The 14,139-nt window shown below is 71.2% G+C and carries 10 protein-coding genes; 5 read left to right on the top strand and 5 right to left on the bottom strand.

What is annotated here, in order from left to right:
* Window positions 1–13: 13 nt before the first annotated feature.
* The 5 genes from IE263_RS39865 to IE263_RS39885 all read right to left on the bottom strand — a co-directional run bounded on the left by IE263_RS39865 (window position 14) and on the right by IE263_RS39885 (window position 6,230).
* Window positions 14–460: a hypothetical protein gene (locus IE263_RS39865; protein WP_189942997.1), complete on the bottom strand. Its 447-nt coding sequence runs from the start codon at window positions 458–460 to the stop codon at window positions 14–16.
* Window positions 460–3,120: a multicopper oxidase domain-containing protein gene (locus IE263_RS39870; protein ID WP_189942998.1), complete on the bottom strand. Its 2,661-nt coding sequence runs from the start codon at window positions 3,118–3,120 to the stop codon at window positions 460–462. The genes IE263_RS39865 and IE263_RS39870 overlap by 1 nt, the downstream gene beginning before the upstream one ends.
* On the bottom strand, window positions 3,117–4,400 hold the full coding sequence (locus IE263_RS39875) for a TIGR04053 family radical SAM/SPASM domain-containing protein (protein ID WP_189942999.1): 1,284 nt from the start codon (window positions 4,398–4,400) through the stop codon (window positions 3,117–3,119). Before IE263_RS39875 ends, IE263_RS39870 begins: the two co-directional genes overlap by 4 nt.
* A 380-nt stretch (window positions 4,401–4,780) precedes the next feature.
* Complete coding sequence (locus tag IE263_RS39880; protein WP_189943000.1) at window positions 4,781–5,284, bottom strand: hypothetical protein; 504 nt, start codon at window positions 5,282–5,284, stop codon at window positions 4,781–4,783.
* A gap of 112 nt (window positions 5,285–5,396) precedes the next feature.
* On the bottom strand, window positions 5,397–6,230 hold the full coding sequence (locus IE263_RS39885; protein WP_189943001.1) for a DUF2249 domain-containing protein: 834 nt from the start codon (window positions 6,228–6,230) through the stop codon (window positions 5,397–5,399).
* Window positions 6,231–6,635: 405 nt separating this feature from the next.
* Here IE263_RS39885 and IE263_RS39890 point away from each other — a divergent pair, with 405 nt between their 5' ends.
* From IE263_RS39890 to IE263_RS39910, 5 genes are read left to right on the top strand one after another with little or no spacing between them, the layout of a single operon-like run.
* Complete coding sequence (locus tag IE263_RS39890) at window positions 6,636–10,334, top strand: nitrate reductase subunit alpha (protein ID WP_189943002.1); 3,699 nt, start codon at window positions 6,636–6,638, stop codon at window positions 10,332–10,334.
* Between the two features lies 1 nt (window position 10,335).
* Window positions 10,336–11,868 (top strand): nitrate reductase subunit beta, encoded by a 1,533-nt coding sequence (gene narH / locus IE263_RS39895; RefSeq protein WP_189943003.1) that lies wholly within the window; start codon window positions 10,336–10,338, stop codon window positions 11,866–11,868.
* Window positions 11,865–12,656: a nitrate reductase molybdenum cofactor assembly chaperone gene (narJ, locus tag IE263_RS39900; protein WP_189943004.1), complete on the top strand. Its 792-nt coding sequence runs from the start codon at window positions 11,865–11,867 to the stop codon at window positions 12,654–12,656. The genes narH and narJ overlap by 4 nt, the downstream gene beginning before the upstream one ends.
* Window positions 12,653–13,435, top strand: a complete 783-nt coding sequence (narI, locus tag IE263_RS39905) for a respiratory nitrate reductase subunit gamma (protein ID WP_189943005.1) — start codon at window positions 12,653–12,655, stop codon at window positions 13,433–13,435. The genes narJ and narI overlap by 4 nt, the downstream gene beginning before the upstream one ends.
* Complete coding sequence (locus IE263_RS39910) at window positions 13,432–14,073, top strand: vitamin K epoxide reductase family protein (protein WP_229911415.1); 642 nt, start codon at window positions 13,432–13,434, stop codon at window positions 14,071–14,073. The genes narI and IE263_RS39910 overlap by 4 nt, the downstream gene beginning before the upstream one ends.
* Window positions 14,074–14,139 lie beyond the last annotated feature (66 nt).

The following is a 14,139-nucleotide window of genomic DNA, read 5'->3' on the forward strand; positions in this document are numbered from 1 at the left end:
TCATGGCCGCTGGTCAGGTGGCGGGCAGGGCGGTGGCGAGCAGGACGACGCCGAGTGAGCCGACGAGGGAGACGACCGCCAGGGCCCGAGCCAGGTCGGCGCGGCCCTTGGCGTGGGCGATGCCGTGACCCGCCGCGGCAAGCATCACCACGGCGAACAGGGCGAGTTTCGTTGCCAGGGTGCGGCCGTAGCCGGGTTCGGCGAGGGAGGCCCAGGTGACTCCCCTGTGCCAGGCCATGGCCCAGCCGGAGGCCAGCTGCACGGGCAGGAACACCGCTCCGGTCAGCATCCCGAACCGGCGCCCGGCCGCGGCGGTGAAGCTGTCCTTCGCCTCCGGGGCGAGCAGGTGGCGGGCCAGCGGCAGGATCACCAGGGAAAGGGCCAACTGCCCACCAACCCACAGGGCCGCGCCGGCCACATGCGCGAACCGCACCAAGGACCACAGACCGACGGTGTCCACTACCTACTCACCTCCACCATGCCGTGGGCACCGGCTTCGGCGTGGCGCATGTCGTGGTCGACGAATGGGTAGTGGCCGGCCTCGGGGAACGTCGTCTCGACGAAGCCGCCCTGCGCCGGGGCCAGGTCCAGTACCTGGGCGCCGCCCGGTTGATTCGGTTTGAGCAGGTAGGTGCCTTCCTTGTACACGGTGTCGAAGACGGTGCCGACGATGTGGAAGGCGATGCCGTCGCTGGGCCCGGCGGCGACCACCCAGACGCGGACCCGCTCACCGGCCTTCACCTTCAGGGGCTGCTGGGCGTACTGGTTGGCGATGCCGTTGAACACCCAGGCGTCCGGGGTGTTCTGACGCATCTTCGTCACCTGGGCGGTGCTGCCGGGCTTGCCGAGGTAGAGCTCGGAGGAGACCAGGACGTACTCGTGGTCCACCTTCGCAAGGCCGGGTGGGTCGATGACGACGGCGCCGTACATGCCGTTGCCCATGTGCTGGAGCATCGGTGCGGTGCTGCAGTGGTACAGCCATGCCCCGGCCTTCTCGGCACGGAAGCGGTAGACCAGCCGCTCGCCCGGGTCGAGGGTGCGCATGGGCTTGTCGGGGGCGAGGGAGCCGGCGTGGAAGTCGATGCCGTGGCCCATGCCGTCGTCGTTGTTGACGAGGGTGACCTCGAAGACGTCGCCGACCTTGCCGCGCAGGGTGGGGCCGGGTGCGGTGCCGCCGAAGGTCCACATCTGCTGCTTCACGCCCGGGGCCACTTCGACCGTGGTGTGCGCGGCGTGCAGTTCGACCCTGTGGACCGTCCCGCCGGGTGCGGGGGCCAGGTCGGCGTCGCGTGACTGCCAGCCGGTGGAGAAGTCGGCGGAGAGGTCCAGGCCGCTGTCGTCGGCGGCGGCCGACGTGTGCCCGTCGTGTTCGCCGCTGTCCGTTGCCGTGTCGTCTTTCACGACGATGTCCATGGTCATCCCGGCCGCCTTGTGGCCAGGCAGGGTGCACCACGCCTCGCGGTTCTCGGTGACCTGCCCGAGGTCGAGTACGCGGGTGTCGCCCTGGGCGAGCATCGGCGTGGCTGGGCCGTCCTCGACCTTGAGGTCGTGGCGCTGGGCGTCTTCGTTGGTGATCTTCAGCCGCACCGCGGTGCCTGCGGCCACCTCGATGCGGGCCGGGCGGATGCGCATGTCGGCCAAGGTGACGGCGACCGTGCGAGTGGTCCCGACGCCCGCGCCCGACGTGCCGGCGGCGCTCGTCCCGCCGCCCGTGCCCCCGCCGCTGTTGGCCACGAGTACCGCCAGCACGGTCAGGACGGCGCCGGCGGCCGTGCCCCACAGGGCCGGGCGCCGTGCCACGTCGGCCTTGTCCGCGTCCGGCGACAGCCTCCGGCCGCTGTGGACGAGTACGGGCACCGCGAGGGTGAGGAACGCGGCCCCGGCCAGTGCGGCCAGCAGCATCCCGGTCGTGGCGGCCGGGCCGGGCAGCGGGAGCGCAGCCAGCGCGACACCGGTGTTGAGCGCCACCAGCCGCGTCAGCCAGCCCCGTTCGAGCAGCGCCCGCACGGCCGCACGGTCCTTCGGGCCGCTGCTGAGGACGACCGGGAGCAGATAGGTGAGCGCGCCGATGAGGATCTGGGCGACGAAGCCGATGAGCAGCACCGGGAGGAGAGCGTCGATCGCGGTCTGTGCCGCCGCGAGCGGCCGGGCGGCCAGCCAGGCGAGGTCCGCAGCCACAGCGATCAGCAGCCAGCAGGTGGCCGCGGCGAGCATCCAGGCCGCCGCTGCGGAGACGGGACGGTTGCCTCGTACGGAGCGGACGAAGAGGTTGACGGCGAGGGCGGCTCCCTCCGCGTAGAGGGCGAGGCCCGCCGCGGCCGGCCAGCGCCACCCGAGGGCCAGTGTGACGACCGCCACCAGCAGTCCGCTGCCGGTAAGCCACAGCACCCACCGGGACACCTTGGTGGTGCGGTCCTTCATCCGTACGCCCAGCACGGTCGGCCACAGCATGAACAGCGTGCCCAGGACGGCCAGCCCGATCCAGCCGAGCAGCGTGACGTGGATGTGGGCCAGGCGCAGCCCGGCGTACCGGTCGGGCCCGCCGGCACCGCCTGTGGCCAGCAGCCACCCGAGGACGGCACCGGCGATCAGGGCAGCCGTGGCCACCAGGTAGTAGGACACGATCGGCTTCAGCCGCCCGCCGAGCGCGCCCCGCTCGAGGCTGACAAGCATCACCAGGTGCGCGGTGGCCGCGGCCACCAGCAACGCGGCGGATACGGCTGTAAGTACGGGAGTTGCGGTCCACACGCCGGCCAGCAGCCCGGCCACGGCGAGGTTGGCCGTCGCGAGCCGGGCGGTGCTCCAGCGCTCGTCGGGGATCTTCGCGTGCAGCAGGGCGACGGCGAAGTGCTCGCTCCAGATCAGGATGGCGGTGGTGACGGCGCCGAGCAGGAACATGTGCACGGCGAGCCAGCGGGCCACCGGCAGCGACTCCTGCGCCGCGACCGCCAGCAGGGCCAACGCCAGCCACCCCACGACCAGGACGTGGGCGCGCAGATGACGGGCCTTCACGCCGGACGCCCTGAACCTGTTGGGGTACTTGCCGGGCCCGCTCGCGCCGTCCTTGCCAGGCCCGCTCGCGTCGCCGGTCCCGGTGGGCCCACTGGCGATGCTGGTCATGCCACTCCTTGGTGCTTGGTCGAACTCCCGCCCCGGTTCTTGTGGGACGCGCTGTGCTGGGGGACCGGCCGGTCCTCCGCGTCGGCGCCGCCGGACAGCAGCGCGGCCAGTTCCCGTTGGTGGGGGAAGGAGCCGGGGACGTAGCTGCACCAGGGCTCTTCGGCGTACGGGTCGCCGGTGGCGCCGTACGCGCGTGATCGCGAGCCGCCGCAGACCTGGCGGAACTCGCACGCTCCGCACCGGCCGCCCAGCCGGTCGGGGTCCCGCAGGCCGGTGAACAGCTCCGAGGTGCGGTAGATCTCCGTCAGCGGTGTCTCGCGGACGCTTCCGGCGCCCAGCGGCAGGAAGCCGCTGGGGTGCACGGTGCCGGTGTGGGAGATGAAGACGAAGCCGCGGCCCGCGTTGACGTCCAGCGGTGGTCGCCGCACCCGGCGGGCTCCGGCGTCCAGGCCCAGCTCGGCGGCCCGCTCGCGCAACTGCCGGTAGAGCGGGCCGAGTTCGAGTGCCGTGACGTGGTCGTCGCCGGTGGCTGCGAGGATTTGGCGTTGCAGGGCGACGCGGCGGAAGTGGTGGGCCTCGGTGGTCTTGGCGGGCACGGTCAGGCCCACGTCGTAGACGAAGTTGAGGACGTCCTCCACCTCGCCCGCGGTCAGGGCGCCGAGGCTGCGACCACGGCCGGTGGGCACCAGGAAGAAGGCGCTCCACAACATCGCCCCGTGATCGGCTACCAGGCGGACGATGTCGGGGAGGTCGTGCAGGTTGTGCCGGGCGACCGTGGTGTTGATCTGCACCTTCATGCCGAGGGCACGGGCAGTGTCCCAGGCGTCCAGGGTCCACCGGAACACCCCGGGTACCCCGCGGAAGTCGTCGTGCAGCTCTGCGGTGGAGCCGTCCAGGCTCAGGGAGAGGCTGACCGCACCCGCCGTATGCAGGTCCTGCAGCCGCTCCGCGGTGAGCGTCGGAGTGCCCGACGGGGACACCGCGACCCGGACGCCGATCTCCTGACCGTAGGCGATGAGCTCGGTCAGGTCGGGGCGCTGGAACGGGTCGCCGCCGGTGATCACGAACAGTGGGGCGGGCTGCCCGAAGGCGGCCACCTGACGCAGCAGGTCCTTGGCGGCGGTGATGTCCAACTCGCGCGGGTCGCGGTCGGGCACGGCCTCGGCACGGCAGTGCAGGCACGCCAGCGGGCAGGCCCGGGTCGATTCCCAGATGACGATGAAGGGCCGTTCCCCCGCGTCGTGTCGCTGGCGGCGGATGGCATGGGTGGCGGTGTTCATCGTGCGGCCCTGCCCAGTGCCCTGTCGCTGTGTCCGGCCGCCCTGGAGTCAGGGCAGACGAGGCGGGCGGCCGGACGGTGACCGGGCCGGACCGTGCGCGGCACCCACCGCGAGCGACAGCGGTGGAATCGGCCTCGAGGGCGGTCGACGTGGTCGTGCACGGGATACCTCCGGATCGGTCGCCGTCAGCATCCACCGGCGGCGGTGGTCGGCGCGGCGGCCGATGGTCTTCTCGAACAGGGCCGACGGTCCCTGTTCGCGGCAGGTGGACCAGGGCCGGATGGGCCGTCGGAAGGGCGACGGGGATGGCGTGCTTGCCGGCACTCTGGGCATCCCACGCAGGCGTGAGTGCAGGTCCCGTCCGTGCGCGCCGCCGTTTGTCAGGGGCGGTTCGAAGAGCAGGGTGTCAGGGCGTCAGCGGTGGCCACCAGGGCGACACCCAGGCCGGTCAGTGCGGCGCCCAGGCCCGTGACCAGGGTCGTGAGGTGCCATGCCTGGTAGGCGGACATCAGGGAGGCGCGCAGGGACTGGCCCATGAACGCGGTCTGGCGCAGCTCGGCGAGCTTGTCGTCGTCGCCTCCGGCGGCGTGCAGCTCAGCGCTGATCTCGGCATAGGTACGGCCGCCGGTGGCGTGGGCGAGATTGCCCTTGATGAACTCGGCGTAGGCGTGTGCCTCGGGGCCGGATTCCACACGGCGGCCGGCGTGGGCGGCGAGTTCGGCGGGCAGCCCGCGCTCGGGGAAGATGATCTTCTGGGCGGCCAGCTCGGTACGAATCTCCTTCCTGCCGCTGCGGCCGCGCCACACCATGACCGGCCCGGCCACTGCCAGGGCTATACCGACTGTCCCGAGCAGGGTGCCGGCCCGACGGTGCGATCCGTCCATCGTGTTGTCCTCTTCCTCGTGTGCTTGTTCCGTGTGTGCTTGCGGGTACGGCGGTGCGTGCGCGCCGGGTGGGCACCGTCTGTGCACCGCCGGGAAGTCGAGTAACGGCGGATCAGCGGTGGCCGAGTCGCAGCCGCCAGGTCTCGGGGCCGCGTTCCAGGTACTCCGCCGAGAAGACTCCCGGGCTGCGCTGCTCGATCTGCGCGAGCAGCGGCAGCGGGTCATGCGGGGCGACCAGCACCATCGCGGTGCCCGCCGGAACGGCGTCCAAGGCGCCGAAGACCGTGGCGTGACGCAGGGCGTGCGGAACCTCCCGCACGTCCAGTTCGGGCTCGGCCGTCTCCTCCGCACCGCCGCAGCCGCATACCCCGCCGCAACCGCCGGTCTCCTCGATCTGCCCTTCTCGCATGGCCTGTCCTTCCTCGATGTCCTGATCTTCTTGAGCGCTGGTGTTGCCCGTGCCGCCCGCGAGCCGGTGGTGCATCTCCGCGAGCAGCTCCGCCAGGGAGACCTCTGACGTCATGGCGAGCAGCGGCAGCACGAGGCCGTTCTCCTTGGCCACGTGCTCTTCGAAGAGCACCTGAAGGGCCCGGGCGTCCGCCGCAGCACCCGCCGGGCTGGGCGCGTTGCGCAGGGCGTCGACGAGCGTGGTGAGGCAGCGGTGTTCCCCGATGAGGCTCTCGATGAGCAGGCGGGCCTCGGGCATGCCGTGGGCGGCGGGGTAGAGCACGGCCTCCTCGGCGGCGGTGTGCGGCAGCAGTGAACGGTCGCAGAAGGCGACGAGCCCGGCGTGGATCTTCTCGGCGGCGCTGGGGTCGCGGTCCACGACGGTCAGCAGCATCGTCACCCGGCCGGCCAGTTCCCCGGCCAGGCGGGCGTGGTGCGCCTCGGCGGCTTCAAGGGCCGTGGCGTCTTCGGGGGCCGAGGAGAGGGTGAGCACACTCATGACGGTGTCTCCAGCAGGTCACGGTCGGCTCGGCCGACCGGTGCGGGTGGGGAGGGCATCCCGGGCGTCGACGCTGGGGAAGAGGGATGCCGCGTCCGACCGCCAGGGGCGGCCGGACGCGTGACCGAACCGGGCGCCACGCGCCGTACGCGCTACACCTGCGGCGGCCAGGGACGGGGGAATTGGCCGCCTGGCAGGCACGGAATGCGGTCGTACAGAGGGGCATCCGCAGTTCGATCAATGCCAAGCATGCAACGCCGGCCGCGCTGACTCCCCGGCCGACCGGACCCCACCACAGGGACCATTGGGCCCTATTGCTACCAGCCATATTGGGCCGGAAGGCCAGCCGTCAGGGACCGCCAGCCCCAGGTGGGGGACGCGGTGCGCCGCCTAGCGTTCTCGGCCATGGAGAACGATCAGAACGCACGGCGTGAGGCGCTGCGCGCCGGTGAAAGCTGGCCGCTGGCCGCCCGCAGGCTGCTCACCCGCCGCGAGGTGTCCGCCGACGGACGTGCCGTGTTCGGCACGGGCGATCCGAAGTGGGAGGGCTTCTACCGGGACCGCTGGTCGCACGACACGGTGGTGCGCTCCACCCACGGGGTCAACTGCACCGGCTCGTGCTCGTGGATGGTGTACGTCAAGGACGGCATCATCACCTGGGAGCACCAGGCCACCGACTACCCGTCCATCGGCGCGGACTGCCCCGAGTACGAGCCGCGGGGCTGCCCGCGTGGGGCGTCGTTCTCCTGGTACACCTACTCCCCCAGCCGTGTGCGCTACCCGTATGTGCGCGGTGCGCTGCTGAAGCTGTGGCGCGAGGCACGGCGTCGGCTGGGTGACCCGGTGGCCGCCTGGGCCGAGATCACCTCCGATCCGGCGAAGGCGCGGGCCTACAAGCGGGCCCGCGGCAAGGGCGGTCTGGTGCGCGCCGACTGGGACGAGGTGAGCGAGCTGGTCGCCGCCGCCCAGGTGCACACCGTCAAGACGTACGGTCCCGACCGCGTCGCAGGTTTCTCGCCCATCCCGGCGATGTCGATGGCGTCGTTCGCGGCAGGGGCACGGTTCCACTCGCTGATCGGCGGCACCCTGCTGTCGTTCTACGACTGGTACGCCGACCTGCCGATCGCCTCCCCGCAGGTCTTCGGCGACCAGACCGACGTCCCCGAGGCCGCGGACTGGTGGAACGCGGGCTACCTGATCATGTGGGGCTCCAACATTCCCGTCACCCGCACCCCCGACGCGCACTTCCTGACCGAGACCCGCTACAACGGCACCAAGGTCGTCGCGGTCAGCCCTGACTACGCGGACAACGTCAAGCACGCCGACGAATGGCTGGCCCCGCACCCCGGCACGGACGGTGCGCTGGCGATGGCCATGGGGCACGTGATCCTGCGCGAGTTCCTGGTCGACCGCGAAGTGCCGTACTTCCAGGACTACATGCGGAAGTTCACCGACGCGCCGTTCCTGGTGACCTTGCGCGAGCACGACCACGGTCTCGTCCCCGACGGGTTCCTGACGGCCGCCGATCTCGGCCGTGACGAGGAGAACGCCGAGTTCAAGACCGTCCTTCTGGACCGGGCCACCGGCGAACCGGTGGTCCCCGGCGGCTCGCTCGGCTTCCGGTGGGGGGAGGCCGGGCGAGGCCGCTGGAACCTCGAACTGGGCGATGTCGTCCCCGAGTTGAGCCTGCTGGAGCGGGCCGAGGAGAGCGCCGAGATCGCGCTGCCCCGGTTCGACGAGGGCGACACCGAGGGCGGTTCGGTCATGGTCCGGGGCGTTCCGGTCCGCCGGATCGGCGGACGGCTCGTTACCACCGTGTTCGACCTGATGCTGGCGCAGTACGGGGTGGAGCGGCCGGGTCTGCCGGGCAGCTGGCCGTCGTCGTATGAGGACGCTTCCGAGCCGTACACCCCGGCCTGGCAGGAGACCATCACCTCCGTGCCGGCGGAGCAGGCGGCCCGGATCGCCCGAGAGTTCGCCCGCAACGCCGAGCGCACCCAGGGCCGTTCGATGATCGCGCTGGGCGCCGGCACCAACCACTGGTTCCACTCCGACACCATCTACCGCGCCTTCCTGGCCCTGACCACCATGACCGGCTGCCAGGGCGTCAACGGCGGCGGCTGGGCGCACTACGTCGGCCAGGAGAAGGTCCGCCCCGTCACCGGACAACAGCACCTTTCCTTCGCCTTCGACTGGCAGCGGCCGACCCGGCACATGGCGGGCACCTCGTACTGGTACCTGAACTCCGACCAGTGGCGCTACGAGGCGTTCGGGCCCGAGGAGCTGGCTTCCCCGCTCGGGAAGGGGCGGTTCGAGGGCAAGGGGTTCGCCGACTGCCTGGCGCAGGCCGTGCGACTGGGCTGGACGCCCGGCCACCCCGGCTTCAACCGCAACCCCCTCGACCTGACGGACGAGGCGAAGGCTCAAGGGCGTGAGGTCGCCGAGCACATCGTCGACGAGCTGAAGTCGGGGCGGCTGCGGTTCGCCGCAGAGGACCCCGACGACCCCGCCAACTTCCCCCGCGTGCTGACCGTGTGGCGAGCCAACCTGCTCGGTTCCTCCGGCAAGGGCAACGAGTACTTCCTGCGCCACCTGCTGGGCACCGACGCGGCCGTCCGCTCCGAGGAGACACCGCCCGAGCACCGGCCGAAGGACGTGGTGTGGCGGGAGGAGGCCCCCGAGGGCAAGCTCGACCTGCTGGTCACCATGGACTTCCGGATGACCTCCACCGGGCTGCTCGCCGACGTGGTCCTGCCAGCCGCGACCTGGTACGAGAAGGACGACCTGTCCAGCACGGACATGCACCCCTTCGTCCACGCCTTCACCCCCGCCATCGCCCCGCCCTGGCAGGCCCGCACCGACTACGACACCTTCCTGACCATCGCCGACCGGTTCAGCGAACTGGCCGCCGAGCACCTCGGCACCCGTACCGACGTCCTCGCGGTGCCGCTGCTGCACGACACCCCCGACGAACTCGCCCAGCCCGGCGGGGAGGTGAAGGACTGGAAGGCCGGCGAGTGCGAACCAGTCCCCGGCCGGACCATGCCCAAGCTCGTCGTCATCGAACGGGACTACGCCGCGACTGCGCAGAAGATGCGCGCGGTCGGTCCGCTGCTGGACAGCCTGGGCACGACCACCAAGGGTGTCACCGTCCACCCGAACCAGGAGATCGAGGAACTGCGGCGCCGTAACGGCACCGTACGAGACGGGATCGCCGCCGGCCGGCCCTCGCTGGCCACCGCGAGCGACATGTGCGAGGCCATCCTCGCCCTGTCCGGCACCACCAACGGGCGTCTGGCCACGGAGGGCTTCCGAGAACTGGAAAGCCGGACCGGCAGCGAGGGCCTGGTCGAACTGGCCTCCGAGCGCGAGGCCGAGCGGATCACCTTCACCGACACCCGCACCCAGCCCCGCTCGGTGATGACGTCGTACGAGTGGTCGGGCTCGGAGACCGGCGGGCGCCGCTACTCGCCCTTCGTCATCAACACCGAGCACAAGAAGCCCTGGCACACCCTCACCGGCCGCCAGCACTTCTTCGTCCAGCACGACTGGATCGCCGAACTCGGCGAGCAACTGCCGGTCTACCGGCCTCCGTTGAACACGCCGAAGCACTACGGCGACGAGCAGCTGCGTGAGAACGGCCGGGCGGAGGTCACGGTCCGGTATCTGACCCCGCACTCGAAGTGGTCCATCCACTCCAACTACCAGGACAACAAGTACATGCTCGACCTGTCCCGCGGCGGCCCGACGATCTGGATGTCCACCGCCGACGCCGAGAAGATCGGCGTGAAGGACAACGAGTGGATCGAGGCGTACAACCGCAACGGCGTCGTCGCCGCCCGAGCCGTGGTCACCCACCGCATGCCCGAGGGAACCGTGTACATGTACCACGCCCAGGACCGCAACGTGAACGTCCCGAAGACCGAGGTCAGCGGCAAGCGCGGCGGCATCCACAACTCACTCACCCGGCTGCTGCTCAAGCCCACCCACCTCGCGGGCGGCTACGCCCAGTTCACCTACGCCTTCAACTACTACGGCCCGACCGGCAACCAGCGCGACGAGGTCACCGTCATCCGCCGTCGCTCGCAGGATGTGGAGTACTGACATGCGCGTCATGGCACAGATGGCGATGGTGATGAACCTCGACAAGTGCATCGGCTGCCACACCTGCTCGGTCACCTGCAAGCAGACGTGGACCAACCGCACCGGCGTCGAGTACGCCTGGTTCAACAACGTCGAGACCAAGCCGGGAGTCGGCTACCCCCGCCGCTACGAGGACCAGGAGCAGTGGAAGGGCGGCTGGATGCTCGACAAGCGCGGACGTCTCGTCCTGCGCTCCGGCGGCCGGATCAAACGGCTCCTGTCCCTCTTCTCCAACCCCGACCTGCCCAGCATCGAGGACTACTACGAGCCGGTCACCTACGACTACGACAATCTCGTCAACGCCCCCGCCGGCAAGGACATGCCGGTCGCCCGCCCCCGCTCCGTCCTCACCGGCAAGCCCACCGCCATCACCTGGGGCGCCAACTGGGAGGACGGCCTCGGCGGCGCTCCCGAACACGCGGGCGGCGACCCCAACCTCACCGGCGAGTGGGCACAGAAGGTCAAGTTCGAGTTCGAGCAGACCTTCCTCTTCCACCTGCCCCGCCTGTGCGAGCACTGCCTCAACCCCGCCTGCGTCTCCGCCTGCCCGTCCGGCGCGATGTACAAGCGGGTCGAGGACGGCATCGTCCTCGTCGACCAGGACCGCTGCCGGGGCTGGCGCATGTGCGTGACGGCGTGCCCGTACAAGAAGGTGTACGTCAACCACGCCACCGGCAAGGCCGAGAAGTGCACCTTCTGCTTCCCGCGCATCGAGGTCGGCCAGCCGACCGTCTGCTCCGAGACTTGCGTGGGACGCCTGCGCTACCTGGGCCTGCTCCTCTACGACGCCGACCGCGTCGGCGAGGCCGCGGCCACCCCGGACGAGAAGGACCTCCTGGACGCCCAGCGCGGTGTGTTCCTCGACCCGCACGACCCTGAAGTCCGTGCGGCCGCACGGGAGCAGGGCATCCCCGACGACTGGCTGGACGCCGCTCGCCGCTCGCCGGTGTACGACCTGGTCATGCGCTACAAGGTGGCGCTGCCGCTCCACCCGGAGTACCGGACGATGCCGATGGTCTGGTACGTGCCTCCGCTCTCCCCCGTGCTCGACGCCGTCGACGCGGCGGGCGGCAACCAGGACGACCCCGACCATGTCTTCGCGGCCGTGACGAGGCTGCGCATCCCACTGGAGTACCTGGCGGAGCTGTTCACCGCCGGGGACACCGACGTGGTCGGCGGGGTGCTGATGAAGCTCACCGCGCTGCGCTCGTACATGCGCGAACGCACCCTCGGTGAGGACGGCGACGAGGCCACGCTCAAGGCGGTGGGTCTCACCGCACGTGAGGCGGAGGACCTGCACCGCCTCCTCGCCGTCGCCAAGTACGCCGACCGGTACGTCGTCCCCGCCGCGCACAAGGAGGACGCCGCCGCGCTGAGCGCGATGGAGAACCGCTGCCCGGTCGAGTCGTCCGGCGACCCGGCCGAGGCCGGTGGCCGACGCGTGATGCTCGGCATCCCCACCCTGCGCCGCCACACCGCCGGAGGCCACTCGTGAGCCCGCTGCCCGCCACCATCCCCGCCCTCGTCCGCACCCGCGTCCGGGCGGCCGTACGCCGCCCGGCCCGGCTCAGCCCCGAAGAGGCCCAGACCCGCACCCTGCTGCTGCGGATGTGCTCGCTGCTGCTGCAGTACCCGGACGCCGAACTCACCACCGCGCGACCGGTGCTGACGGCCACCGCCGAGGCGCTGCCGCCCTCGCCCGCCGCCGAGCACCTGGCCGCCTTCACCACCTGGTTCACCGGCCAGGACCCGGAGGCGCTGGAACGCCACTACGTCGAGATGTTCGACCTGCGCCGCAAGAGCAGCCTCTACCTCACCTACTACCTGCACGGCGACACCCGCCGCCGCGGCATGGCCCTGCTCACCCTGAACCAGCGCTACCGGGCCGCAGGCTGGGACACCGACGGCGGTGAGCTGCCCGACCACCTCCCGGTCATACTGGAGTTCGCCGCCCTGGCGGGTCCGGGCGGCGGCGAGGCGCCGCTGCGCCAGCACCGGCGCGGGCTGGAGCTGATCCACCGCGCGCTGACCGACTCGAACTCCCCCTACCGGCACGTCCTGGCCGCGCTGCTCACCCTCCTGCCGCCGCCCACCGAGGCGGACCGCGCGGCGGTGGCCCAGCTCGTCGCCGAGGGCCCGCCGAACGAGGAGGTCGGCCTCGACCCCTACGGGACCTACGGGGACGGGGAATTCGCACCTCCGGGCACCTTCGTGCCGCCCATGCAGGCCCCGCCGACCCGAGTCCCGCCTGCCCCGACCAGCCGCACGGAGGGCCCCCGATGAACGCCCCGCTCTCCCCCCTGGCCGCCGCCTCGGCGAGCGGCGCCGACCTTCTCCTGTGGGTCGCCGTCCCCTACATCTGCCTCGCCGTGTTCGCCGTCGGACACGTCTGGCGCTACCGGCAGGACCAGTTCGGCTGGACCTCCCGCACCACCCAGCTCCTCGAACACCGCTGGCTGCGCTGGGGCAGCCCCCTGTTCCACCTGGGCGCCTTCATGGTGATCGCCGGCCATGTCGTGGGACTCGCCATTCCTGACTCGTGGACCGAAGCCGTCGGCATCACCGAGCACGCGTACCACACCACAGCCGTCTGGGCGGGCTCGGTCGCGGGCGTCGCCATGGTCACCGGGCTCGGCATGCTGTGCGCCCGCCGCCTGCTCACCCGCCAGATCCGCCTCGGCACCGACCGCAGCGACAAACTCCTCTTCCCCCTGCTCTCCGCCACCGTCCTGCTCGGCATCACCGCCACCGCCGCCCACAACGTCTTCGGCGCCGGCTACGACTACCGCTCCACCGTCTCCGTCTGGTTCCGCGGCCTGTTCGTCCTCCAGCCCCAGCCCGAAGCGATCTCCGGAGCCCCGCTTCTCTTCCAGCTGCACGCCCTGACGGCCTTTCTGCTCTTCGCCGCCTGGCCGTTCACCCGGCTGGTCCACGTGTGGAGCGCCCCGATCGGATACCTGGCCCGCCCGTACCTTGTCTACCGGCGGCGAGCCACACCGACGGCAGCCCCGAAGACCGCGGGCCGGACCCGGTCGGCGTCCGGCTCCCGGCGAGCGGCGTGAGTCACGGACCCGCGCTGGCACCGGACGCCACGCCCACCCGGCACCGGCACCGGCACACGGTGGGCGCAAGCCGCCGAACGGGATGGGTGATGGTCCTCACCGGGATCATCGGCTGGCTCGCCTCCTTCCAGCTCACCGTGGACGACTGGCGGCTCCTCAAGGACCCGGCCTACCAACCGCCCTGCAACATCAGCCCCGTCGTGAGCTGCGGCAGCGTCATGTCCAGCCCGCAGGGCAGCCTGCTCGGCTTCCCCAACATGCTGCTCGGCCTGGGCGCCTTCGCCGCCGTGACCGCCCTGGGCATCGCCGTACTCTCCGGAGCGCGCCTGCACCGTCGGCTGTGGCTCGCGCTGGACGCCGGGGCACTGGTGGGGGTGGCGTTCGCACACTGGCTGATCGGTGAGTCGCTCTACGAGCTCAACAAGCTCTGCCCCTACTGCGCTGCCGTCTGGATCGTGACCATCGCCCTGTTCTGGTACGTCACCGTGCACTGCATGGAACGGGGAATCGTCCCCGTGCCCCGGGGCGTGCTGTATATCGTCCGCGACACGCACTGGATGCTCCTCGGCGCCTGGTACGGGGTGATCGTGCTGCTCGTCCTCACCCGTTTCTGGCCGTACTGGAGCAGCCTGCTGTAACCGGCCAACGCCCTCCGCACGCTGCACAACCCGCTGACAGGTCACCCGGACGAAAGATATGACGAT

It is taken from the genome of Streptomyces aurantiogriseus, assembly GCF_014649375.1.
GTDB lineage: Bacteria > Actinomycetota > Actinomycetes > Streptomycetales > Streptomycetaceae > Streptomyces > Streptomyces aurantiogriseus.